The sequence below is a fragment of the Robertkochia sediminum genome (assembly GCF_016786255.1).
Taxonomy (GTDB): Bacteria; Bacteroidota; Bacteroidia; order Flavobacteriales; family Flavobacteriaceae; genus Robertkochia; species Robertkochia sediminum.
Genome location: NZ_JADMKT010000080.1, coordinates 69,553 through 94,376, shown reverse-complemented (window position 1 = coordinate 94,376; position 24,824 = coordinate 69,553). Strand labels below are relative to the sequence as shown.

The following is a 24,824-nucleotide window of genomic DNA, read 5'->3' as shown; positions in this document are numbered from 1 at the left end:
TTGCTTATATCGAGAATCCTGGACCTTTAAAATCCAAAAAATGAAAACCGACAAAGCCAGAAACACCTCAGCTGAAGGCGAATTAAAGTTTACCGGAATCCGTATCAAAGAACCAGCACAAACCGCTGCAGGCCTTACCGGAGTTAAGGTGGCTATGGAACACGCCATGAAAGAAATGGGGCTCCTTAAAGGAGTAAGCACCCTGTTGCACATGAATCAGAAAGAAGGTTTTGATTGTCCGGGATGTGCCTGGCCCGATCCTGAAAAGCGTTCAAAGATCGCCGAATACTGTGAAAATGGGGCCAAAGCCCTGGCTGAGGAAGCTACCAATAAACGGGTAGATCCTGAATTCTTTAAACGCTATTCGGTAGAAGAACTTTCCCAATGGTCAGACTACGAGATCGGAAAAAGCGGAAGGCTCACCCATCCCATGGTACTACGGGAAGGACGATCACATTACGAACCCATAAGCTGGGAGGGCGCTTTTGATCTCATCGGAAAACACATTCAGTCATTGCCCGGCCCGGACGAAGCGGTATTCTACACCTCCGGAAGATCCAGTAATGAGGCGGCCTTTCTCTATGGTCTTTTTGCGAGAGCCCTGGGTACGAACAACCTGCCCGACTGCTCGAACATGTGCCATGAATCCAGTGGCGTGGCCCTTAGTGAAACGCTGGGAATCGGAAAAGGATCGGTTAAGCTCGAAGACCTCCATGAGGCCGAAGTGATCATGGTGATCGGACAAAACCCCGGCACCAATCACCCCCGAATGCTCATGGCCCTGGAAAAATGCAAACACAACGGCGGCAAGATCATCAGTGTGAATCCGCTGGCCGAAGCCGGACTCAGCCGATTTAAGAATCCGCAAACCCCAAGAGGGATCCTGTCTGACGGCACATTGATCGCCGACCTCCACCTGCCGGTAAAGATCAACCAGGACGTTCCTTTGATCAAACTCATTATAAAAAAACTGGCTACCCTCGACCGGAAGCACCAAGATATCTTTGACCACGACTTCATCAAAAAATACGTGAGTGGCTACGTTCCCCTCATGCAGGACCTGGAACAGTACAACGATCAAGACCTGCTCACTCGTTGCGGCGTAGATGAAACGCTGGTCGACAGGGCGGTTGAACTGCTCGCTAAAAAGCAAAAGATCATTATTTGCTGGGCCATGGGACTCACCCAGCACAAGAACGGGGTAGAAAATATCAAAGAATGCGTAAACCTTCTTTTACTAAAGGGAAGCCTCGGTAAACCCGGTGCCGGAACCTGCCCGGTACGCGGACACAGTAATGTGCAGGGCGACCGCAGTGTAGGGATCATGCACTATGTGAGTAAGCCCATGAATGCGGCCATAAAGAAGGTATTCGGATTTGATCCTCCGGAGCACCACGGCCTCGATGTAGTACACGCCATCGAAGCCATGCATAAGGAAAAGGCCAAGGTCTTTGTTGCCCTGGGTGGAAATTTTGTTTCGGCAGCCTCCGATACGCGCTATACGGCCGAAGCCCTGCAGAAATGCAACCTGACCGTACAGATCAGCACCAAGCTCAACCGGTCGCACCTCATCACCGGAAAAACAGCCTTGATCCTGCCCACCCTGGGGCGATCAGAAAGAGACCTCAAGGATGGCGAACAACGATTTCTCACGGTAGAGAACAGCATGGGAAAAGTGCACCGCACCAAAGGACTCTTGCCTCCGGCCTCCGGCAACCTCAAAAGTGAACCCGAGATCGTCACCGGCATTGCCCATGCCGTATTGGGCAATGACCATCCTATAGACTGGAAGGCCATGGGCAGTGATTACGAGCTCACCCGCGAAAAGATGGGAGCCGTGCTCCGCGGATTCGAAAACCTCAGCAAACGCAGTGAGGGCAGTGGCTATTACCTGCCCAACAACGTGCGGGAGCTCGATTTTAGCAAATTCCCCGACGGCAAGGCGAAACTCAGTGTCTGCAAACTCCCGGAACATGGCCTCGAAGAAGATGAATTCCTGCTCATGACCATTCGCTCGCACGACCAGTTCAATACGACCATCTACGGACTCGACGATCGTTACCGCGGAATTTACAACGAGCGCCGGGTGGTGTTTATGAACCCGGAAGACATGAAACAACGGCAATTGCGATCGCAAGAAGTGATCGATATGACCAGTACTTATGACGGAGTAGTGCGAAGGGCCGAAAAGTTTATGGTTATCCCCTACGAGATCCCTAGAGGCAACCTGGCCTCCTACTTTCCGGAAACCAATGTCCTGGTGCCCTACAACCATTTTGCAGACAAAAGTCATACCCCGATAAGCAAGTCGGTAAAGGTTCGTATCCTGAAAACCACGTCTCATGCAGGTGAGTGAGCTGAAAATCAAGGGAGATCATTTTATCCTGCACCCCTATGGATCGGCCTTTTGGAAGGAACGCTCCACGCTCTTAGTAGCCGATGTCCACCTGGGGAAGGCGGCGCATTTTCGCAAGAACGGTATGGCCGTACCCACCGGAACTATGTTTCGCGCCTATGAAAAAATCGATACCCTGATCAGAAAATTCAATCCTGATACCCTTTGCTTTTTAGGTGATCTTTTTCACAGTTCCCCAAACAATGAATGGGACCTGTTTGCCGATTGGACCACCCATATCGAATCAGACATCGTACTCATAAAAGGCAACCATGACCTTATTCCCGAACACCGGCTGGAGAGCCTTGGGATTCACATTCGGGACTCCTGGGACCTTCCTCCCTTCTATCTCACACACGAGCCGAATGAGGATGGGGATACTTTTAATATCTGCGGACATATACATCCGGGGGTAAGGCTGCGAGGTCCGGGGCGACAAAGCCTGAGACTCCCCTGCTTTTTTAAGAAGGAGCATCAGCTCATCCTCCCCGCCTTTGGAGAATTTACGGGAAAACACGTATTGAGTCCGCAGGCTACAGACCAGGTGTATGCCGTAACGCCGGAGGAAGTTTTGTTGGTGAGTGGTTAGTGGGGAGTCGTGAGTAGGGAGTTGTTAGTTGTTAGTTGTTAGTTGTTAGTTGTTAGTTGTTAGTGATAAGTAAAAGGTAACAAGTGATGCGTGATGCGTGATGCGCAAAAAAATAAATCCATTGGTTATGAAAGATTTTTGGGAGAAACGATATGGTGAAAAGGCTTATGCCTATGGGGAAGCCCCTAATACCTTTTTTAAGGAAATGGCAAACAAATACCTCTCTGAGGGAAAGGTGCTATTTCCTGCGGAAGGAGAAGGGCGTAATGCCGTATATGCAGCCACCCGGGGTCTCGAAGCGGTCGCCTTTGACATAAGCAGTGAAGGCCGGAAAAAGGCTCTGGCCTTGGCAACAAAGCACGGGGTTGACATCCGTTATGAGGTGGGCCCCCTTGACGAAGTTGATCTCGGAGCAGAAAAGTTCGATGCTGCCGTGCTCATCTTCGCGCATTTCCCGGCCAATATCAGGGATGACTATCACCAAAAGATCGCTGGGATGCTTGCCCCCGGAGGATACGTGATCTTTGAAGCCTTCAGCAAGAATCATTTGAAATTCTCAAGGGAGAATCCGCAAGCCGGCGGACCAAAAGACCCCGAAATGCTCTTCGATATACAGGACATTAAGAACGAATTTCCCGGGTTTGAGATCCTCCTCCTTGAAGAAAAAGAAGTGACCCTGGATGAGGGGGCATTCCACAGGGGCAAAAGCAGTGTGATCCGGTTTGTCGGGAGAAGAAGGGAATAGGGGTGGAGAATCGGGAATGGAGAGTCGAGAATGGGGAGTCGAGAGTCGTGAGTTTTGAGCCCTCCTCGCTAAAGCTAACTACTTAGTTTCGGTGAACAAGGCAGCGGATGAACCGGGTAGAATGATCTCAAAATGCACCATCCTTTTCGAGGATATAGCCATCAATTTTTCCTTCATTTTTATTAGTTCCAGGCAACCCTTTAACAATGCTCCACGTCTATAATGATGAAACACATCAGATCGCCATTTTGAATAAACGCCTCCATTACATCGATTGGCTCAGGGTTCTGGCCTTTGCTACCTTGATCTTATTTCACTGCGCTGTACCTTTTGTCGAACACTACACCTGGGAGATCAACAATGTTGAAACCTCACCATGGATCACCCGAATCGTCTGGTGGACTCATCAATGGAGGCTGCCCTTGCTGTTCTTTATTGCGGGGGTAGGCGTTCGTTTTTCATTACGCAAACGCTCCGTTTTAGCGTTTATGGGTGAACGCACCATACGTTTATTCATCCCTCTGGTCTTTGCGATCTTCTTTATCACTCCGATACAGGTGTATTTTGAATGGATGCAAAAAGGACGGATACAGCTAAGCTATCCTGAATTCTACCCCCGGGTCTTTGAGATCGTACCCTACCCTGAGGGTGCATTTACCTGGAGTCATATGTGGTTTGTGGCCTACTTATTCGTTTTTACCATCCTGCTGTTACCCGTCTTTTCGATGAGCAAGCTAAAGTTCCCGGACCACTACAGGAGATGGTTCGAATCAAGGCTCTCTTCACCACTCCTCGCCATATCACTGTCCGCCCCTTTCATTCTCTATTTCTTCCGGCTGTTTATCGAGTGGCCGGAACAGGGCAGTTTAATAAACGATTGGTTCGTATTCACTTCTTCCATAACCTATTATTTCCTGGGGTATTTTTTGAGCGGTTTGGAATCCTTTTGGGAAACATGCTTAAAGTACAGAAAGCTTTTCCTGGGTATTGCGCTGAGTTTATCGGCCATCCTCTTTTTTACATACTTCTGGGACTGGAACGCAAACAGGCCTGTAGAACAGGGCCCGGAACTTTATCTTTTTGGGTTCATGAACAGCCTCCATATCTGGACCGTGATCCTTTCGGCTATTGGGTATAGCATGAGATACCTCAACCGCCCGGGTAAACACCTCACCTATCTCAATACCGCCATCTATCCTTTTTACATCATGCACCAGGCAGTGATCGTGGCATCTGGATATTACCTCCTGCCATTAGAGATGCCCATCTTTTTAAAATTACTGCTACTGGTTATCATCTGTATTACCGTGATCTGGAGTATGTATCATTTCGTGGTAAGAAAGACCATGATCACCAGGGTCTTGTTCGGCATGAAAGCAAAGCGAACCTTCTAAAAGCATTTGACCCACCACCCCAGCCTTCGCTCACCCTGCCTGGCGGCAGGCAGGTCTTCCTTAAAAAGGAGGGAAGATCTCTGGCATTCAAAAAGGCATTATGCTTAAACAGTCCGGCATTTAAGCGACTTTACCATCTCCGCATTCTTAACATATTCACTCATTCGCCTTTTTGCCTATTTACCTTCTCCTCCTTCCTCAACCACTTCACCTTCTTCAACCACTTCACCTTCTTTACCTTCTTTACCTTCTTTACCACTCCCTACTCCCTACTCCCCATTCCCTTTTCTTCGTACCTTCGTAACCTTATAACCTTATAACCTCGTAACCTCATAACTCCCACATGGCCGGCATTTACATTCACATCCCTTTCTGCCGACAGGCGTGTCACTACTGCGACTTTCATTTCTCCACGTCGATGAAGCACAAGGAGGAGATGATAGAGGCCCTCATGACCGAGATCGCCCTTCGGAAGGATGAGATGAATGGAGAGATCGTAGAGACCATCTATTTTGGAGGGGGCACCCCCAGCAGGTTAAGTCCGCAGGAACTGGAACAGATCATCGGGGAAGTATACAAACACCATGCTGTGGCAGAAGCCATCGAACTTACGATCGAGGTGAATCCTGACGACCTTATTGAAGGTGATCCCGACAAGCTATTACAGGAATACAAGGCAATAGGCGTAAACCGGCTGAGCATCGGCATCCAATCGTTCCGCGAAGAAGACCTGAAACTTATGAACCGTGCACACAACGCCGGGGAAGCCCTGAAATGCCTTGAAACCGCTACGAAATACTTTGACAATATCTCGGTTGATCTTATTTACGGGATTCCCGGGTTGAGTGATGAGGCCTGGAAACAAAACATCGAAACCGCCCTTTCGTTTGGAATTCCGCATATTTCCAGTTACGCTCTTACGGTAGAACCTAAGACCGCCCTGGAGCACTTCATCAAAAAGGGAGTGATCGATGACCCCAGCGACGATCAGGCAGCACGACAGTTCGACATCCTGGTCGAGGCTCTGGGCAAGCACGGTTTTGTGCATTACGAACTATCTAATTTCGGGAATCCGGGATACTTCAGCATCAATAACTCGGCCTACTGGCAGGGCAAGAAATACCTTGGAATCGGTCCGTCGGCCCATAGCTACGATGGCACCACCCGTTCGTGGAATATCGCCAGCAACCCTAAATACATCAAGAGCCTGCAGCAGGGGGAACTTCCCCTGGAACGGGAAACCCTCACTATGAAAGACCGCTATAACGAATACCTCATGACCGGCCTTCGCACCATATGGGGGGTTTCTATAGACCGCATACGTTCTGAGTTCGGCCCTGCATTCAGCGATCATTTACTGGAACAAAGCCAAGCACACATTCGCGAAGGCTACCTGAAACTGGAAGAAGACGAAGGGGAAACCCTTCTGAAAACCACGGCCAAAGGAAAGTTTCTGGCCGACGGATTAGCATCTGACCTATTTCTTTTAAATTTACAGGAGTCATAAATCTGATCTTTTGAAAATTCACATCGAACACAAGCTGGGAAACTTACAGGCCAACCTGACGCAACCCATCGATATCTCCCTTCCGCTAAAAAACGGCAACGATAATGTGAATGCCTGGTATCTGGCACCCCCTACGATAGAACCCGTACAACACGGAGATTTTACCGGAAGTGTGAACGCCGGAGCCTCTACCAATTTCAACAACATCTTTTTTAATCCGCACGCCCACGGCACCCACACCGAATGCGTAGGACATATCACGCCCGAATTCCATTCGGTGAACAAGGCCCTGAACACCTTTTTCTTTATGGCAAAAGTGATCAGTATTACCCCGGAAAAACAGGGCGAAGACCTGGTGATTACCCGCAAGCAACTCGAAGAAGCTATAGGCGAAGAGATTCCGGAGGCTCTGGTCATACGCACCCTGCCCAACGAGAGTTCCAAAAAAACGAGACAATACTCCCATACCAATCCGCCCTACCTCTCCGAAACCGCCGCAAAATGGATCGCCGAAAAAGGCATTGATCACCTGCTGGTTGACCTCCCCTCGGTAGACAAGGAAAAAGATGAAGGAAAACTTCTGGCGCATAAAGCCTTTTGGCAGTATCCTGAACAAACACGCCATCAGGCTACCATTACCGAATTCGTTCATATTCCGGACCGGGTCGAGGATGGCTTGTACCTGCTGAACCTGCAGATCGCTTCTTTCGAGAATGATGCCTCTCCTTCAAAACCGGTACTGTACCGCATAGCCCACGTGGAGTAATCGCCATAAAAGACCTGCAGGCCACAAAGCCTTCCCATCAGCGGGAAAATATCGCTGCTTTTGCATATTTTTCGTAGGTTTATAAGTACATGAAGATGAGCACTTCTCCCCGCGGAGAATAATGTTCCTTCAAACTTAATTCCCTTAGAGGGTTCAATAATGGCATCATGAACGATCTCACAGAAATTTTATTAGGATTCCTTCTCGGCGGACTCGGGATGTACTGGCTTTTTACCATTTGGCGGTCCCGGAAATCCAGGGAAGTCACCCATTCCCAATCGGTGGTTCTCCTGGAAAAGATCCGCAACGTCTGTAAGCTGGTCACCGTCGAAGGAGAATTTGCCGAGATCTACCAGTATGAGAATGTCAAAGAACGTTTTCTCAAACTCATCAGCAGCAAGAAGAAAGCCTTGTTGGTGATCAATGCCCGGGTACAGGTAGGCTTTGACCTTAAAAAGATCAGACTACAGGCCGATGAAGGCAGTAAAAAGATCATCATGAAGGAGTTTCCCCAACCGGAAGTGTTGAGCATAGAACCCGATGTGAAATATTACGACATCAAGGAGGGACTCTTTAACTGGTTCAAGACCGACGACCTCTCTGCCGTGCATCAGGAAGCCCGGGAGCACATTCTTAGTAAGGTTCCCGAAAGCGGACTTCTCGACAATGCCAGGAAAGAAGCTCTGGATGCAGTACTCATGATCGAAAGCATGGTACAGGCCATAGGATGGAAACTGGACTATAGCGCCCTTGAACTAAGTGAGGCTAAACAACAGAAGATACTTCCGAAAACCAGGGAGAAACAACCCTCTTCAGAACTGTAATCCCATGCATATTGACCGGCTCAGAGACCACTGTATAAGTAAAAAAGGAGTCACCGAATCCTTTCCTTTCGATAAAGACACCTTAGTTTTTAAGGTCATGGGAAAGATGTTCGCCCTAATCCCACTCGAAAAATGGGAAGCAGGAGACCCTTGGGTTAACCTTAAGTGCGATCCGGACCGAAGTCAGGAACTCAGAGCGCAATACCAGGGCATCACCCCAGGTTTTCATATGTCTAAAAAGCACTGGAATTCCGTTAGATGCAATACAGATGTTCCACCGCAGCTGGTCCTGGAACTAACCGACCATTCTTATGAGCTCGTGGTTGCCGGACTTCCTAAAAAACTACGCGCTTCCCTGGAGGAGTTGTAGTCCTTATCCTGACCCTCAGCGCTTATAAGCCATTTAATTAAAGGAAATTGCCACCACAAACGTTAAATTGGTTGCCTTTCACAGAAAATATAACGATATTAAGCGCACTACCTGATTGATCTTTAATCGATTAGCGTATATTTCAGACGGTGCTCCTTTAAAAGCATTTCGGTTTTTCTCCCCCTGCCGATGCCGGATCACGATATCCCCCACACATATTCCTCCATTCCTATCGCCTTAAAAGCGGGTGTCGTACTCATGCGCTTTTCAAGGATCATCGTATCGTTTAAAAACAACGACCACAACCATGTTTATAATGAAAAGGTATAAACTCATTCTTTGTGCATTAATGGCAGTAACCTCCTGTAGAGAGGAGACCATACCCGAAAACAGAAATAATGCCGCTATGCTGAACCAACAGCCAAATAATATTAACCCCGACATGGAGCCTCCCTATAGGATCACCCTTGAGCCGAAGCTCGATCCAAGGATGAATAACGAACCCTTTAACAGAGAAATGGAAGCGCTGGACAGTATCCTGTATACAGCTGCCTATAACAATAAAGATACTGTCATTGCGAGGAAGCTCATTCACGATGACTTTGAATTTTACCACGACCGCAATGGGGAGTTAACCGATATGGATACCGCAAGTGCCTCAGAGATCATGATCCAACGCTTTCGGGATATTGGCAATCACTATAAACGAAAACTAAAGCCAGGAACACTGCGCTCCTACCCCCTGTACAACGGAAAAGAACTCTACGGAGCCATACAAGAAGGGGTCAACCAATACCACAAGACCGAAACCGGAGCCCTTGAAGGGGTTGGTCACTTTATGCATCTTTGGGTGAAGGAAAACAACCAATGGAAACTCAAGCGCGTTATTAGTTACAACCACCGGGCTGTATCACAGTGATCCGTTTACTTATTTAAAACACCCTGGTATTTATAAGACCTGGGAGTAACACCCGTAAGCTCCTTGAACTTTCGGTTAAAATTAGAAAGGGTTCGAAAACCACAGGCATAGGCCACATCGGCCATCGCCATCTCCTCCCGGGTGCGCAACATTTCACAGGCATGCTCCACCCGCACTGCGATAAGATATTCAAAGAAGGTCTTATTGGTTCTGGTCTTAAAATAACGACAAAAGGCATTAGGGGTCATATGTACCTTAGCAGCGATATCCCCCAGGGAGATGGGCTCCCTGAAATTTCTTATTACCTGATCAAATACCACCTGGAGTCGCTCCCCATCGGCGTCGGTGATGCCCCTTTCATAACGAAAGCTGTTGAGCACCTCACCCTTGAATGCTGATAATTCACGTAGCACCTGCAAAACGCTGAGCAATTGATCGAAAGCCGGCAATTGAGGCAACTCCAAAAATCGGCTCTCCAGATCATGAGTTCCCGCCCTTACCAACATCCCTTTTTGAGACCTTTCCCAAAAAGGACGCAGCACTTCCAATTCTTTCTTCCTGAAAAATTCGGGCCCGAATCCATCTTCGGTAAGAAAAAAAGAGATCATATGAGACACCTCTTCCCCCCTGGGTTCCGACCGAAACAAATGAGGCACCTCACTGCCAATGATAAAAATATCCCCTGGCCGGTAGCTAAAGACATTATCATTGACCAATAGCTTTCCATACCCTTCTTTCAGGTAGGTAACCTGTATCTCTACATGCTGATGAAGCTTATCGTAAAATACGCGTTCCCGATCTACCTGAACTACCAGGTTGGTATTGGAGGGCTTAGGGATCTTAAATGGAAATACCTTCATTAATTAAAGCTAATATTGGCTTATAATAGAACTAAATTAATACAAAACGGATAATATACAGTCAGTAACGGCTAAAATGCTGGGAATATTTCCTCTCTCCCTCCGCTACATTTGTAATACCAAAAACCAATATTATGGAATTGAAATGGAAGGGGGTCATGCCCGCAGTAACCACCAAATTCACGGCCGACGACCGTTTAGACATGGAATTGTTCGCCGTAAATATCAAAGCACAACTCGAAGCCGGTGTACACGGTATTATCCTGGGAGGTACCCTGGGCGAGGCCAGTACCCTGAGCACAGCAGAAAAAGACCTGTTACTTCAGGAAACCGTAAACCTGTGTAACGGCAAGGTGCCGGTGATCATCAATATTGCCGAACAACGCACCACCGATGCAGTTGCCGCAGCAAAGCGGGCAGAGCGCAATGGAGCTTCCGGACTCATGATGCTACCGCCCATGCGCTACAAGGCAACGCCCAGAGAAACCATGGTGTGGTTTAAGACCGTTGCCGCAAGCACTTCTCTTCCTATCATGATCTACAACAATCCGGTAGATTACCAGATCGAAGTGACCCTCGACATGTTCGAAGAACTGCTGAAGATCGACACCATTCAGGCCGTAAAAGAATCGACCCGCGACATTTCGAACATCACCAGGATCAAAAACCGCTTCGGAGATCGTCTTAAGATCCTTTCAGGGGTAGACACCCTGGCGCTCGAAAGCATGCTTATGGGTGCCCAGGGATGGGTTGCCGGCCTGGTATGTGCTTTCCCTGAGGAGACCGTAGCCATCTATGAACTGGTACAGCAGGGGCGTATTCAGGAAGCCATAGAGATCTATCGCTGGTTCCTTCCCTTACTCGAGCTGGACATCAACCCTCAGCTGGTACAGAATATCAAAATGGCCGAAAAGGCTACCGGCATCGGAAGCGAGTTCGTGAGAGAACCACGATTACCCCTGGAAGGTGCCGTTCGCGAGGAGGTAAGATCCATTATCGCCAGAGGCATCGAGACCAGACCCGACCTTTCAAAATACAACCTTAAAGCCCCTGCCTTATGATACACGGAAAAAATTTAGTGAACGGCGAATGGTCGGCAAAGGGTAAGGCGGTTTTTAAAACCTTTAATCCGGCATCGAACGATGCGAACGAATGGATCTTCTATGAGGCCCACGAATCGGAGCTCGACCTCGCCATTGAGGCCGCCAACCGCGATCTTAAGACCTATAGCAACTTCTCCGGGAAAAAGAAGGGCGCCTTCCTTAGAGCTATTGCCGAAGAACTGGAAATATTGCGCAAGCATATCGTTCATGCCTACTGCCTGGAAACCGGATTGCCGGACGGCAGGGCCAATGGCGAATTAGGTCGCACCATTAATCAGCTGCTTATGTTCGCTACCCTGGTTGAAGAAGGCTCCTGGGTAGAGGCCAGTATAGACACCGCCATTCCCGACAGGGCTCCGATACCCAAACCTGATATTCGAAAGATGCTCTTTCCCCTGGGGCCTGTCGTGGTTTTTGGCGCCAGTAACTTCCCTTTGGCCTTTTCCACGGCCGGAGGAGATACGGCCAGTGCCCTGGCCGCAGGATGTCCGGTGATCGTCAAAAGCCACCCACTTCATGCAGGAACCGGGGAGTTCGTAGCTACGGCCATTAAAAAAGCCATGGATAAAGAAGGGGTGCCTGCAGGAGTATTTGCCAATCTTAACAGTAAAGACCACCACATTGGAGAAGTCCTGGTAAAACACCCCGGCATCAAAGCCGTAGGTTTTACAGGAAGCTTTGGCGGTGGGACCGCCCTGCAACGCATCGCTGCGAAACGGGAAGAACCGATTCCGGTATTCGCAGAAATGGGCAGTGTTAATCCGGTGGTCATCATGCCCTCGGCCATAAAGGAAAAAAGCGAACACTGGGCCGGGCAACTTGCTGCTTCCATGAATCTCGGAGCCGGTCAGTTCTGCACCAACCCGGGTATTCTGATCGCTGTGGAAGGTGAAGACCTGGACCGTTTTTGTAATGATATTGAAAAAGCGGTAAACACCCAACCTTCCCAGTGTATGTTACACCCCGATATCTACGAAAAATTCACCCGTGGTTTCCAACGGTTGCTATCCAAACCCTCGGTGAGCAAAGTCGCAGAAGGCCAGGACGATGCCGAGGTAAATACTGCCCTTCCCACTCTGGCCATGGTGAATGCACAAACCCTCCTGAGCGACCCCGAACTTATGGAAGAGGTCTTCGGCCCGTTCTCCATCCTGGTAAAGTGCCGTGATGAAGGAGAGCGACTCGCTATTATCAAGGCGCTCAAGGGACAACTCACCTTGAGTATTCTCAGCAATAAGAACGAGCTGGAACAACATCAGGAACTACTCTACCTGGCACAGGAAAGAACAGGGCGACTCATCATTAACGGGGTTCCCACCGGAGTGGAAGTATGCCCCAGCATGCAGCACGGCGGACCTTACCCCGCTACCACAGACAGCAGGTTCACCTCTGTAGGAACAGGAGCCATCAAACGATGGGTACGCCCGGTAGCCTTTCAGGACCTTTCGGAACCCCTGCTTCCCGACGCACTAAAAGATGCCAATCCTTTAGGGATATACCGCACGGTCAATGGCGAAAACACCAGAAAAGCCCTTTAAACGTGATCAGTAAAAAGAAATTCTTTTGCATCGACGCCCATACCTGCGGAAATCCGGTAAGGGTGGTCGCTTCCGGAGCTCCGTCGCTCAAGGGAAGTACCATGAGTGAAAAACGGCAGCACTTTATTCGCGAGTACGATTGGATTCGCAAAGGCCTCATGTTCGAACCCCGTGGCCACGATCAAATGAGCGGTAGTATCGTATATCCGCCTATAGACCAGCAGAACGATATGAGCATTCTCTTTATAGAGACCAGCGGGTGTTTACCTATGTGCGGTCACGGCACCATTGGCACCATAACCGTGGTTCTTGAAGAAGGCCTCGTTACCCCCAAAACCCCCGGGAAGATCCGCATGGAAGCACCGGCGGGATTGGTCGAGATCGACTACGAGATGGAGGGTGGAAAGGTGCAATGGGTAGCCCTGAAAAATGTCCCGTCATTCCTGGCTGAGAGCCAACTCGAAGTCACCTCCGAACACCTCGGCAAACTCACCTTCGATGTAGCTTATGGCGGTAATTACTATGGGATCATTGATCCGCAGGAAAATTTTTCAGGCATTGAAAATTATTCAGCTTCCCAGCTCATTCGTTACAGCCAGGAGATCCGCAAACGCATCAATGAAGAATACCCCAAAAAGTTCATACACCCGGAGAATCCAACGATAAACGGGGTATCGCATTTGCTGTGGACGGGAAAACCTATTTCGGAAAGTGCCACGGCACGTAATGCGGTGTTCTACGGCGATAAAGCCATTGACCGTTCCCCTTGTGGAACAGGGACCTCTGCACGAATGGCACAATGGCACGCTAAAGGATTATTAAAAGAAGGTGATATCTTTATACATGAAAGCTATATAGGATCGGTCTTTGAAGGCCAAATACAAGGAACTACAACAGTAGACTCCTTTAAGGCCATCATCCCGGTGATCAAGGGGTGGGCTAGAATTTATGGTTACAATCAACTAATTATCGATCCGGAAGACCCGTATGCGGAAGGCTTCCAGGTAATTTGATCTTATGGAAAAAGAAGTTATTGTTATCGGTGGAGGTATTATAGGCCTCTGTACCGCATATTACCTGCAGCAGGATGGCCACCAGGTAACGGTTATCGATAAGGGAAATATGGACCGGGGAGCTTCCTTTGTAAATGCCGGATACCTTACTCCCAGTCATATTATTCCGCTGGCAGCACCCGGAATGATCAACAAAGGACTCAAATGGATGTTCAATTCTGCGAGTCCGTTCTATATGCAGCCAAGACTGGACGCAGACTTTCTGAAATGGGCCTGGCATTTTAAACGCTCAAGTACAAAGCAAAAGGTAGCAAAAGCCATCCCAGTGATCAAGGATATCAACCTGCTCAGTAAGGAACTGTATACTGAACTACACGAACAAGGCGAATTGGGTGACTTCCAATTCGAAAAGAAGGGATTGCTCATGCTGTATAAGACAGCGAAAGCGGCAGACAGTGAACTCGAAGTCGCTGAGATCGCAACACGTGAAGGTCTTGAAAATAAAATTCTGGACCGTGAAGCCCTGCTGGCACTCGAGCCCGGGATAGCCCCATCGGTAAGGGGAGCGGTACATTACCTGTGTGATGCCCATACCACCCCCGATGAATTCATGGGTAAGATGATCGCCTACCTGGAAAATGCCGGGGTAAGGATCCTCAAAAATACCGAGATCGATAGGATGACCATCGCTAAGGGCACCGTCAAGTCTGCACATAGCGGAGAGATGTCCTTTCATGCTGATCACTTTGTGGTGTGTTCAGGAGCATGGAGCGCAAAACTTGCCAGGCAGGCAGGCACTAACCTCTCCCTTCAGGCCGGAAAAGGATATCGCATTAATGTATCCCGCGAGCTACCGATCTCCTACCCCGCCGTACTGTGCGAGTCAAAAATTGCGGTAACGCCCATGAGCGGATTCACCCGGCTTGCAGGAACCATGGAATTTTCAGGCATCAATCACCACATACGAACAGAAAGGGTAGAGGCCATAGCTGTACAATCTGCAAGCTACTATAACGGGCTACACATCGAAGAAGTTGAAAAACAGGATGCGCAATGCGGACTAAGACCTGTTTCGCCAGACGGACTTCCATATATAGGCGCATTACCGGGTCTGAAAAACGCAGCCATAGCTACGGGTCATGCCATGATGGGATGGAGCCTTGGACCCGCCACCGGAAAGCTCATCGCTGAGATCATGGGCGAGCGCCCCACCAGCCTTGACCTTACCCCCTTTGAGCCGGGACGACGATTCTGAGCCTTTGGAATGAGCTGAAAAGGGAGTTTTTACATCATTTTTGGTATTCTTTAACATTTTAAGTAATTTATTTTTTTATACTATCGGAAACCTAAAATTCTTATATGTTAATAACTACAGTTAAAGAGGGTGAAAGCATTGAAAGAGCCCTGAAAAGATTCAAAAGAAAGTTCAAAAAGACCAAAGTCCTCCAAGAGTTGCGCCAGCGTCAGCAATTCACCAAACCCTCGGTAGCCAAACGTAAAATGAAACAAAAGGCGGCCTACAAAGAAGTGTTTCTAAGAAATCTCGAAGAGTAAGGACCTTTAGTACCTGTTGTTTTCATGTAATTATTCTTTAGATTTACCCTAAAGTCTGATACATGATCACACCACTGGAATTCTATAATGAACGCACCCGGACCTTCCGGGCAAAGCATAAAGCAGTCAAATCACAACTGGCAAGGATCAGTGTATTTCGGCTGCTTGTTTTTTTAGCAGTTTCCGGAGCCCTCTATGCCTACCACAACACAGCGGCAGAGGTAGCGGTGATCGTGATCCCGGGACTGCTGCTCTTTCTCTTCCTGGTTAATCGCAGTACCCGCCTTAAATACACTAAGCGCAAATACGCCCACCTGATACGCATTAACGAAACCGAAACAGAAGTGCTACGGGGAAATACCGAAACCCTGGACCCGGGTAACGACCTCAAGGATCACCATCACGCCTACAGTCATGACATCGACCTTTTTGGCCCGGGATCCTTCTTTCAATACAGCAACCGAACCGTTACAGCTATGGGAAGGCAACACTACGCCGGCGAGCTCGCCTCAAATAGCATTGACGATATTCCCCTCAGACAAGAAGCCATAGCAGAGCTCTCTGCCCTTCCCGAATGGCGACAGGACTTTATGGCAAACGCTGCCATGATCAAAAGTGAAACTCCTGAAAAGGATATTTTAAAATGGGTGACCGGCTTTAGCCCAACCCTCCCAAAATCCGTGAAATGGCTTCCTGCGGTTTGGACCTTATTAAGCGTTATACTTACGACCCTGACCCTGACCCAAACGATCACCACCCAAACCTTTGTGTTGTGGTTCATAGCAGGCCTGGTGATATCGGGAATCTTTCTCGGGCGTATTAGTAAGCTCAGCCTCTTTATAAGCAAAACGCAGGACACCTTCCGGCAGTATCAAAAGTTGTTGGAAGCTATCGAAGATCAGGAGTTCAGTTCTGCACTGCTGCAATCCTATAAAGAGTACGCCTTTAAGAATGGAGCAACCGCTTCTCTGAAATTAAAGAAACTCGCCCGCCTTATCGACGCCCTGGACCAGCGCAATAACCTTTTGGTAGCCATCATTATTAATCCGCTGGGACTTGCCGACCTGTTTAATGCTTTGCGTATCGAGAAATGGCTTACAGAACACCGGGAGGAAGTGAGCCACTGGTTTACAACCATCGCCTTCTTTGATGCCGCCATCACCAAGGCCAACTTTCACTTTAACCACCCCGAATATCATTTTCCGGAGATCACCGCCGAAGGAGCAGTGATCCAAGCCGAGGCTCTCGGCCACCCGCTTATCCCTGAAGAAAAGCTGGTACGTAACCCGGTGACCATAGACACCCACAACTTCATGGTGATCACCGGGGCCAATATGGCCGGGAAAAGCACCTTCCTCAGAACGGTAGCCCTTTTTATCGTGATGGGTAATTGTGGTTTGCCGGTATGTGCCTCCCGGGCGCGCTACAGGCCGATAAAACTTATTACCAGCATGCGTACCGCCGACTCCCTCAATGAAGAAGCCTCGTACTTTTATGCCGAGCTCAAACGGCTGCGCTTTATCGTTGATGAGCTTAAGGATACTGAATATTTCATTATCCTCGACGAGATCCTGAAAGGCACCAATAGCAAGGATAAGGCTGCCGGCTCACGAAAATTCGTCGAGCGCCTGGCCAACTCCGGATCTACCGGGATCATTGCCACCCACGACCTCAGCCTTTGTGAGATCGCTGAAGAAATAAAAAGCGTCAAAAATTACTTTTTTGACGCTTATATCGAAAATAGTGAACTCCGCTTTGATTACAAGATCAGGCCGGGCATTTGCACCAATATGAATGCTTCGTTCCTGCTTGACAAAATGGGTATCGTTTAACTGATACCGCTATACGGCCTTAAGGATAAAGTAGTTCTTCTTACCGCGTTGCAACAACACGAACTGACCGTTGATCAGATCGTCTTTGCCAATGACATAGTCTTCTTTAACCTTTTCCTGGTTCACAGAAATAGAATTTTCTTTGAGAGCTCTTCTCGCCTCCCCGTTCGATTTGAGGAATCCTGATCTGGCAGAAAGGGCACCGATCATATCCAGCCCCGCTTCTACATCGGCCAGGGAAACTTCTGCCTGAGGCACTCCGTCAAACACTTCCAGGAAAGTTGTGGCATCAAGTGCTTTCAGATCTTCAGAGGTAGACCTTCCGAAAAGTATGGAAGATGCCTTAACGGCTTTCTCGTATTCTTCTTCAGAATGCACAAAGCTGGTCACCTCTTTGGCCAGAGTCTTTTGAAGTAAACGCTGGTGAGGAGCTTCCTTATGCTCACGGATGAGGTTTTCTACCGTTTCCCTGTCGAGGAAGGTAAAGATCTTGATGTATTTTTCGGCATCCTCGTCGGAGGTATTCAGCCAGAACTGGTAGAACTTATATACGGAGGTCTTGGTGGCATCGAGCCATACGTTCCCACCTTCCGATTTACCGAACTTGGACCCATCGGCTTTGGTGATAAGCGGACAAGTCATAGCGTATGCCTTAGCACTTTCTTCAGCATCGCTACCGGCAAACATTCTTCTGATAAGCTCCGTTCCCGTGGTAATATTACCCCATTGGTCACTACCCCCCATTTGGAGCGTACATCCCATGGTCTTGTACAGGTGATAAAAATCGTACCCCTGAATAAGCTGGTAGGTGAATTCTGTGAACGACATTCCCACACCAGATTCGGCACTAAGACGTTTCTTTACCGAATCCTTGGCCATCATATAATTTACGGTAATACGCTTCCCAATATCTCTCGCAAAATCGATAAAGGTAAAGTCCTTCATCCAGTCGTAGTTATTTACCAGTACGGGAGCATTCTCTGCTGAAGAATCAAAATCAAGGTAGCGCGATAACACCCCTTTGATCCCTTCCACGTTCTTTGCGAGCGTAGCTTCATCGAGCAGGTTGCGCTCATCAGATTTTCCGGTAGGATCTCCGATCATCCCGGTAGCACCTCCAACAAGGGCTACAGGCTTATGCCCGAATTTTTGCAGATGAACCAATAGGATAATGGGCACAAGACTTCCAATATGCAGGGAATCCGAAGTGGGATCGAACCCAATATAGGCTGTGGTCATACCCTTATTTAAATGTTCTTCAGTACCTGGCATGATATCGTGAACCAGGCCTCTCCATTGTAATTCTTCTACTATATTCTTGGACATAGATCTTAATTTTAATCTCCCGCAAAGATAATGGTTTCCATTTATTTGAACAGGGAAACCACCAGGGCAATATCCTTGTAAATTCCCCGTATTTAATTTGTAATTTGGCGTTATGATTTTACTCACCGGCGGAACAGGACTTATCGGTTCACATCTATTACTTGAATTCTTAAACAGAGAACTCAGGGTTAGGGTTTTATACAGAAATAAAGAGAAGCGCAAGCGTACGATCAACTTTCTTACCGAACAAGGTATCGATACAGAAAAGGCAGGTCAGATCGATTGGGTTAAAGGTGATATTCTCGATATCCCCACCCTGAATCAGGCTATAAACGGGGCAGATAAAGTATTTCATTGCGCAGCCCTCATCTCTTTTGATCCCGGGGATTACCGCAAGCTGAGAAAGGTCAATATCGAGGGCACCGCTAATGTGGTTAACGCCTGTATCGACCACGGGGTAAAACAATTGTTATATATGAGCAGTGTGGCCGCCCTTGGGGGTACCATAAATGGTAAGCCTATATCAGAAACTAACGAGTGGAATCCCTCTCAAGACAACAACGTATACGCCATTACCAAATACGGAGCAGAGATGGAAGTATGGAGAGGCACCCAGGAAGGTGTACCCTGCGCGATCTTTAACCCCGGAGTCGTGCTTGGAGAAGGCATATGGGAGAACAGCACCGAAAAGTTCTTTAGCGCTGTTGACAAAGGATTGCGATACTATCCCGGAGGAACATCCGGATTCGTTGACGTGAAAGATGTGGTTCGGGCTATCATGACTACCACGGTCACCAACATCACCAATGAACGATTCGTCCTGGTAGGCGAAAACCTGTCCTATAAAGACCTCTTTAGTGGCATCGCAGCTGTTACCGGAAACAAAGCCCCCGATAAAAAACTGAGTCCGTGGATCCTGGAAATTTTATGGCGACTGGATCGCTTTCGCACGGCGATCTTCGGAGGTCCTGCAAAGCTTACCAGGGCCAATGCCCGTTCGGCCTCAGAGACCACCCTTTACGACAACAGCAAGGCCAAAGAAGTGCTTGACCTGAGCTTTACCCCCATAAGCTATACCCTTGAGCGCATTGCAAAGTACCGTTAAGACTTTAAGAAAAGGTATTATTTCTTAACACTATCCTTTTTTTGCTCCAGACTATCGATAGCCGCATTCACCTTATCACGCTGTTCATTGAGCTCATCCATTTGGGTATCGAGCCCTGCTTTAAGGCTGTCCAGACGTTCTTCTACCCGCGTATAAATTCTTTCATGGGTAAGGGGTTTGGAAGTGTAATACGCTGCACTCGAAGCGAGACGAGCACTGTCTATATCAAATTTATTGTACAGGTATTCCTTTGTGTTGATCCCGTTCTCCTTGAACTTATCGTAACCGCTGTTGCGCGCTGCATTGATCAGGGAGATGTCAAAATAGATATCTACCATCGTATCTTCCGGGATAAGGTCTTCGGGTTTATTGACCACTTCTTCTGTGCAGGAACACAGAAGAAGCAGGCCAACGATCCATACCAGATGTTTCATGATCCAGTTGTTTTTTTTAGCGGTTAAAAGTGAGTCGTTTAACCCTTCTTCCTTCGTTAAACTTACCGTTCTCATAAGCCAGGAAGCCATTCACAAAAGTATGAGTGACCGCACTGCTAAAGCGCGTACCTTCAAACGGAGACCACTGGCATTTATAAAGGATATTACTCTTGTCTACGGTCCATTCTTTATTGAGGTCTACCAGCACCAGGTCTGCGTAATACCCCTCTCTGATGTATCCTCGTTTTTCGATATCAAAAAGGATGGCCGGATTGTGACTCATTTTACGAACGAGTTTCTCCATACTGATCTTTCCTTCCTTATGCTTTTCGAGCATGGCGGCCAGGGTATGCTGAACCAACGGCCCTCCTGATGGTGCTTTGGTATATACGTTCTGTTTTTCTTCCAGGGTATGCGGAGCGTGGTCGGTAGCCAAAATATCGATACGATCATCGAGTAAGGCGTCCCATAACGCGTCCCTGTCGGCAGCGGTCTTTACTGCAGGATTCCATTTGATGAGCGTACCTTTTTCGGCGTAGTCTTCATCAGAGAACCACAGGTGGTGGGTACACACCTCTGCAGTGATCTTTTTCTCCTCCAGCGGAATATCATTAGTGAACAGGTCTGTTTCTTTAGCAGTAGAAACGTGAAAAACGTGTAGTCTGGCACCAGTGCGCTTAGCCAGCGCAATGGCATTGGACGAAGACAGGTAACACGCCTCTTCGCTACGGATAAGGGGGTGATTGGCGATCGGAATATCATCGCCATACATCTCCTTATAGCGTTCGAGGTTAGCTCTTACGGTAGCCTCATCTTCACAATGGGTAGAGATCACCAGCTCAGTATTCTTAAAGATCTTTTCAAGTACCTCTTCGTTATCAACCAGCATGTTCCCTGTTGAAGAACCCAGGAATAATTTCACCCCGGCACATGCCTTAGGGTCGAGCCTTTTTAGTTCTTCAAGGTTGTCATTGGTTCCTCCGAACATAAAAGAATAGTTGGCGAAAGAGGTGTTACGGGCGATCTCCATTTTCTCCTCCAGCCTTTCTCTTGTAACGGTTTGCGGATTCGTATTAGGTTGCTCTATAAAGGTGGTCACCCCACCCGCAATGGCCGAACGGCTCTCTGTTGCGATATTTCCCTTATGGGTTAGACCGGGCTCACGAAAATGCACCTGGTCGTCGATAATTCCGGGCAACAGGTATTTGCCATTGGCATCAATAACGGTATCGGCCTTATCGCCACTGATATCGGAACCGACCTCAACAATATGATAGCCGTCTATAAGGACATCACCCTGAAGGATCTTATCTTCATTTACGATGTTGGCACTCTTGATAAGAATTTTGCTCATACGATTTATCTTTTTTATTAAAGAGACTCTTCCACTTCATGCTTAAAACTCCCAGCACCGCTTCATGGATAATGGCTCCACTCATTTTTGACTGTCCGAGCTCGCGGTCCTTAAATATAATGGGTACTTCTACCAGCTTAAACCCACGGGTATAAGCCCTGAACTTCATCTCGATCTGAAAGGCATAGCCCACAAATTGTATATCGTCAAGGTCAATGCCCTCGATCACCTTGCGGCTGTAACATATAAAACCTGCCGTAGGATCGTGAATACGCATCCCGGTAATGAGCTTCACATAGAACGAGGCCCCATAAGACAGGAGCACCCTGTTCAATGGCCAGTTCACCACATTGACCCCCTGCACATAACGGGAGCCTATAGCGATATCTACACCCGGCTTTTTGCAGGTGCGATACAATCGTTCAAGATCATTGGGGTCATGGGAGAAATCGGCATCCATTTCGAAAAGGTATTCATAATCCCTTTCCAGCGCCCACTTGAATCCGCTGATATAGGCCTTTCCCAGACCTTGCTTCTCCTTGCGAAGTAAGAGATGAAGCCTGCCGGAAAAACGATCCTGCATTTCCACCACCTTTTGGGCCGTACCGTCGGGTGAATTATCGTCTACAATAAGGACATCGAAAGTTTCTTTGAGCCCGAAGACCGCTTCGACAATGGCTTCCACATTCTCGATTTCGTTGTATGTGGGTATAATTACAAGACCTTTAGCGTGCATCCATTTGGAGTTAGTCCCACAAAAATAATATTTATACGAGGCAAATAACCTAATATTTACGATTTTCAACATAGGAAGTAGGAACGGAGGTCAAAGTATTTTCTAATTTTAAAGCAAAGCAACCGGTATATGCGCACTTTCAGAAAGAGCAAGAATACACTCCTGATCCTGATCCTCGTTATTACAGGTGCCAACCTCCTTCAGATCATTTTCACCGAATTGCTCATGGACGAGGCGTATTATGTGTATTTCTCACGGGAGCTTTCATGGGGCTATTTTGACCACCCTCCCATGGTTGCTTTTCTCATTCACCTGGGCAGCAGCATACTTCCGGCAGAGGCAGGGGTACGTCTTTTTTCACCATTCATCTACGCCTTGAGTCTTATTTTGCTCTGGGACCTTGTTGACCATCCGCTCAAAGGCAAACACCCCTGGCTGTTCTTTTGGTTTACGGGAAGTCTGGCCCTGTTAAGTGCCTTTGGCTTTTTTATGCTTCCGGACACCCCACTTATCCTTTTTGGTATTTTACTGGTTTGGGTCTATAAAAGACACCTCAACAACCCCGATCTGCTTACCATGGTTGGAATGGGCCTTTGCATGGCCGCTATGATGTACAGTAAGTACCAGGGAGCCCTGTTCATTACCTTCCTCTTACTCTCCAGACCCCAAAACTTTAAGGACGGAAAGATCTGGGGAGCTATAATCCTTGCGCTCATTCTCTACCTACCGCATCTGTGGTGGCTTTACGATAACGACCTGGTATCCCTGAGATATCACCTGGTAGAAAGAGCGAACAGTGCCTATCACCCTCGGTTTACCCTGCATTACCTGTTAAATATGATCGCCCTTGGCGGACTGGCATTTCCGCTGGTGTATTTTGCGGTAGTGAAAGCTCCGGTAAAGAATGCTGTAGATCGCGGACTCAAAACCGTGTTCTACGGATTCATCCTGTTTTTTCTGATCTCCAGCTTCAATCGAAAAACACAGATCCAATGGGTAAACCTCGTTCATATCCCCCTGGTACTTTTCACCTATCGCTACGCGCTGAACCACCTGCATTTTAGAAAATGGCTTTACCGCTTAAGTGCGGCCACCGTTGTACTCCTCACCTTTTTGCGACTGGCCATGGTATTCCCGCAGTTGTCGCCCGTTCCTCTTGAAACACATGGTAATAAAGAGTGGACACGAGAATTATACGAGAAGACCGGTGGCTTACCCGTGGTGTTTCACAATTCGTACCGAGATGCAGCCACCTACGCTTTTTATACCGGGGCCAGGGTATTTTCGCTTAATGATGTAGGTTACCGCCAAAATCAATTCGACATTGACCATTCTGAGACCCCACTAAGAAACAAACCTGTAGTTCTCCTATCCCAGGACCCTGTTAGCAATGCCAGCATTACGTATACCCGACCATTTAAGCACAAGGAATGGTACGGCATGGTGATCGATTCCTTTGTCAACTACAGCAAACTGCAATTTAACCTGGACAACAGGGAATTTGCCACCGGCATCCCGGATGAATTCACGGCACAGCTCCATAATCCATATCCCGAGACCATCCCTCTAAGGAAATTGCGCATTGAGGGGATCACCTATGATGACAACAGAAAAATTATAGATACATTTGTGCTGAAAACCGGAGATCCTGAAATAGTATTGCCCCCCGGAAAAAGTGCAGAACTTCGTTTTAGCTTACCCGGAAAGAAGAAACCTATTAAGGCATCCTACTTTCATATCGGTCTGGGGCATTATGATTTCAAACCCGGATTTGAAGGAAATATGGTAAATATCAACCCTGTTGAACGAGATCCTTAGAAATACCCAATACCTGACCACAGAGTCGATCCTGCTATTTATAAGCCTGCTGTGCATTACCCTTGCCAAGGTCCTTGACGAGCAGAGATTCCACGCTTTTCTGGCCATTATAATCAACCAGCGTTACCTCAAAGTTTACAGCAAAGAACAAAATAAGACCCAAAACAGGTTCAATCTCCTGCTATTTGTACCCCAGCTTGTAGTGATCGCCATGATCATTAAAGAAGGGATCGACCGACTGGATCTGGCAAAAGATACCAATATATTGGTCATAATAAGCTTTTTAACCCTTTTCATCCTGTTTAAATACTACCTGGAGAAGATCATCGCCACCATCTTTGAAATAGGAAATTTCACCGAGAGTTTTCAATTTCATAAACTTACCTACAGAAACTACAGCGCCCTGATCTTGTTACCCCTTTTAGCATATTACACTTATTCAGGATTAGACAAGAATATCCTGATTGTCATAGCCTTATCGATCTTTCTTTTATTAAACCTCATTAGTCTGGCCCTCACATTGCTAAATCATCAAAAATCGATCTCGAGATATTTGTTTTATTTTATTTTGTATCTTTGCGCGCTAGAAATAGCCCCTTATTTAATACTGGCAAACCTAGTGTTCACCGATAAGGCTTAAAC

Annotated in this window: 23 protein-coding genes; 18 read left to right on the top strand and 5 right to left on the bottom strand. The window is 47.8% G+C overall.

Annotated elements, in window-relative coordinates; genetic code table 11:
• The first annotated feature begins 40 nt into the window (after nt 1–40).
• The 9 genes from IS446_RS13705 (at nt 41) to IS446_RS13665 (ending at nt 9,509) form a co-directional block, all read left to right on the top strand.
• Nucleotides 41–2,356 (top strand): FdhF/YdeP family oxidoreductase, encoded by a 2,316-nt coding sequence (locus tag IS446_RS13705; protein ID WP_203061326.1) that lies wholly within the window; start codon nt 41–43, stop codon nt 2,354–2,356.
• Nucleotides 2,349–2,984: a ligase-associated DNA damage response endonuclease PdeM gene (gene pdeM, locus IS446_RS13700; RefSeq protein WP_317192218.1), complete on the top strand. Its 636-nt coding sequence runs from the start codon at nt 2,349–2,351 to the stop codon at nt 2,982–2,984. The genes IS446_RS13705 and pdeM overlap by 8 nt, the downstream gene beginning before the upstream one ends.
• Before the next feature lie 127 nt (nt 2,985–3,111).
• Entirely contained in the window at nt 3,112–3,729 is a 618-nt protein-coding gene (locus IS446_RS13695) for a class I SAM-dependent methyltransferase (protein ID WP_203061324.1), read from the top strand.
• 206 nt (nt 3,730–3,935) lie between these two features.
• Nucleotides 3,936–5,123 carry an acyltransferase family protein gene (locus IS446_RS13690; RefSeq protein ID WP_203061323.1) on the top strand — a complete coding sequence of 396 codons (1,188 nt, stop codon included), beginning with the start codon at nt 3,936–3,938 and terminating at the stop codon, nt 5,121–5,123.
• 343 nt (nt 5,124–5,466) lie between these two features.
• Nucleotides 5,467–6,630 carry a radical SAM family heme chaperone HemW gene (gene hemW, locus IS446_RS13685; RefSeq protein WP_203061322.1) on the top strand — a complete coding sequence of 388 codons (1,164 nt, stop codon included), beginning with the start codon at nt 5,467–5,469 and terminating at the stop codon, nt 6,628–6,630.
• A 10-nt stretch (nt 6,631–6,640) separates the two neighbouring features.
• Entirely contained in the window at nt 6,641–7,396 is a 756-nt protein-coding gene (locus tag IS446_RS13680) for a cyclase family protein (RefSeq protein ID WP_203061321.1), read from the top strand.
• A gap of 167 nt (nt 7,397–7,563) precedes the next feature.
• Entirely contained in the window at nt 7,564–8,220 is a 657-nt protein-coding gene (locus IS446_RS13675; RefSeq protein WP_203061320.1) for a DUF4230 domain-containing protein, read from the top strand.
• Between the two features lie 4 nt (nt 8,221–8,224).
• Complete coding sequence (locus tag IS446_RS13670) at nt 8,225–8,590, top strand: MmcQ/YjbR family DNA-binding protein (protein WP_203061319.1); 366 nt, start codon at nt 8,225–8,227, stop codon at nt 8,588–8,590.
• Between the two features lie 316 nt (nt 8,591–8,906).
• Nucleotides 8,907–9,509 carry a nuclear transport factor 2 family protein gene (locus tag IS446_RS13665; RefSeq protein WP_203061318.1) on the top strand — a complete coding sequence of 201 codons (603 nt, stop codon included), beginning with the start codon at nt 8,907–8,909 and terminating at the stop codon, nt 9,507–9,509.
• A 5-nt stretch (nt 9,510–9,514) separates the two neighbouring features.
• Here IS446_RS13665 and IS446_RS13660 read toward each other — a convergent pair whose 3' ends face one another.
• Entirely contained in the window at nt 9,515–10,369 is an 855-nt protein-coding gene (locus IS446_RS13660) for a helix-turn-helix transcriptional regulator (RefSeq protein ID WP_203061317.1), read from the bottom strand.
• Between the two features lie 134 nt (nt 10,370–10,503).
• Here IS446_RS13660 and IS446_RS13655 point away from each other — a divergent pair, with 134 nt between their 5' ends.
• The 6 genes from IS446_RS13655 (at nt 10,504) to IS446_RS13630 (ending at nt 17,409) form a co-directional block, all read left to right on the top strand.
• Nucleotides 10,504–11,430 carry a dihydrodipicolinate synthase family protein gene (locus IS446_RS13655; RefSeq protein ID WP_203061316.1) on the top strand — a complete coding sequence of 309 codons (927 nt, stop codon included), beginning with the start codon at nt 10,504–10,506 and terminating at the stop codon, nt 11,428–11,430.
• The gene (locus IS446_RS13650; protein ID WP_203061315.1) at nt 11,427–13,010 is read left to right on the top strand and encodes an aldehyde dehydrogenase (NADP(+)); all 1,584 of its coding nucleotides are present in this window, start codon (nt 11,427–11,429) and stop codon (nt 13,008–13,010) included. The genes IS446_RS13655 and IS446_RS13650 overlap by 4 nt, the downstream gene beginning before the upstream one ends.
• Before the next feature lie 5 nt (nt 13,011–13,015).
• Entirely contained in the window at nt 13,016–14,023 is a 1,008-nt protein-coding gene (locus IS446_RS13645; protein WP_203061492.1) for a 4-hydroxyproline epimerase, read from the top strand.
• 4 nt (nt 14,024–14,027) lie between these two features.
• Complete coding sequence (locus IS446_RS13640; RefSeq protein ID WP_203061314.1) at nt 14,028–15,278, top strand: NAD(P)/FAD-dependent oxidoreductase; 1,251 nt, start codon at nt 14,028–14,030, stop codon at nt 15,276–15,278.
• A gap of 104 nt (nt 15,279–15,382) precedes the next feature.
• Nucleotides 15,383–15,577 (top strand): 30S ribosomal protein S21, encoded by a 195-nt coding sequence (rpsU, locus tag IS446_RS13635; protein WP_203061313.1) that lies wholly within the window; start codon nt 15,383–15,385, stop codon nt 15,575–15,577.
• A gap of 62 nt (nt 15,578–15,639) precedes the next feature.
• Complete coding sequence (locus IS446_RS13630) at nt 15,640–17,409, top strand: MutS-related protein (RefSeq protein WP_203061312.1); 1,770 nt, start codon at nt 15,640–15,642, stop codon at nt 17,407–17,409.
• Nucleotides 17,410–17,418: 9 nt separating this feature from the next.
• On the opposite strand, the gene tyrS is transcribed toward IS446_RS13630, so the two are convergent.
• On the bottom strand, nt 17,419–18,735 hold the full coding sequence (tyrS, locus tag IS446_RS13625) for a tyrosine--tRNA ligase (RefSeq protein WP_203061311.1): 1,317 nt from the start codon (nt 18,733–18,735) through the stop codon (nt 17,419–17,421).
• Nucleotides 18,736–18,847: 112 nt separating this feature from the next.
• Here tyrS and IS446_RS13620 point away from each other — a divergent pair, with 112 nt between their 5' ends.
• Nucleotides 18,848–19,840 carry an NAD-dependent epimerase/dehydratase family protein gene (locus tag IS446_RS13620; RefSeq protein WP_203061310.1) on the top strand — a complete coding sequence of 331 codons (993 nt, stop codon included), beginning with the start codon at nt 18,848–18,850 and terminating at the stop codon, nt 19,838–19,840.
• 17 nt (nt 19,841–19,857) lie between these two features.
• Here IS446_RS13620 and IS446_RS13615 read toward each other — a convergent pair whose 3' ends face one another.
• The 3 genes from IS446_RS13615 to IS446_RS13605 are packed head-to-tail and all read right to left on the bottom strand — an operon-like array spanning nt 19,858 to nt 22,364.
• Nucleotides 19,858–20,274, bottom strand: coding sequence for a DUF4296 domain-containing protein (locus IS446_RS13615; protein WP_203061309.1), 417 nt, complete (start codon nt 20,272–20,274; stop codon nt 19,858–19,860).
• A 16-nt stretch (nt 20,275–20,290) separates the two neighbouring features.
• Entirely contained in the window at nt 20,291–21,628 is a 1,338-nt protein-coding gene (locus IS446_RS13610; protein WP_203061308.1) for a dihydroorotase, read from the bottom strand.
• Nucleotides 21,588–22,364 carry a polyprenol monophosphomannose synthase gene (locus IS446_RS13605; RefSeq protein WP_203061307.1) on the bottom strand — a complete coding sequence of 259 codons (777 nt, stop codon included), beginning with the start codon at nt 22,362–22,364 and terminating at the stop codon, nt 21,588–21,590. The genes IS446_RS13610 and IS446_RS13605 overlap by 41 nt, the downstream gene beginning before the upstream one ends.
• A 129-nt stretch (nt 22,365–22,493) precedes the next feature.
• Between IS446_RS13605 and IS446_RS13600 the strand changes: the two genes are divergently transcribed.
• Both IS446_RS13600 and IS446_RS13595 read left to right on the top strand, forming a co-directional pair.
• Nucleotides 22,494–24,182, top strand: a complete 1,689-nt coding sequence (locus IS446_RS13600; protein ID WP_203061306.1) for an ArnT family glycosyltransferase — start codon at nt 22,494–22,496, stop codon at nt 24,180–24,182.
• Nucleotides 24,166–24,822, top strand: a complete 657-nt coding sequence (locus IS446_RS13595) for a DUF4271 domain-containing protein (RefSeq protein WP_203061305.1) — start codon at nt 24,166–24,168, stop codon at nt 24,820–24,822. The genes IS446_RS13600 and IS446_RS13595 overlap by 17 nt, the downstream gene beginning before the upstream one ends.
• Nucleotides 24,823–24,824: the final 2 nt, after the last annotated feature.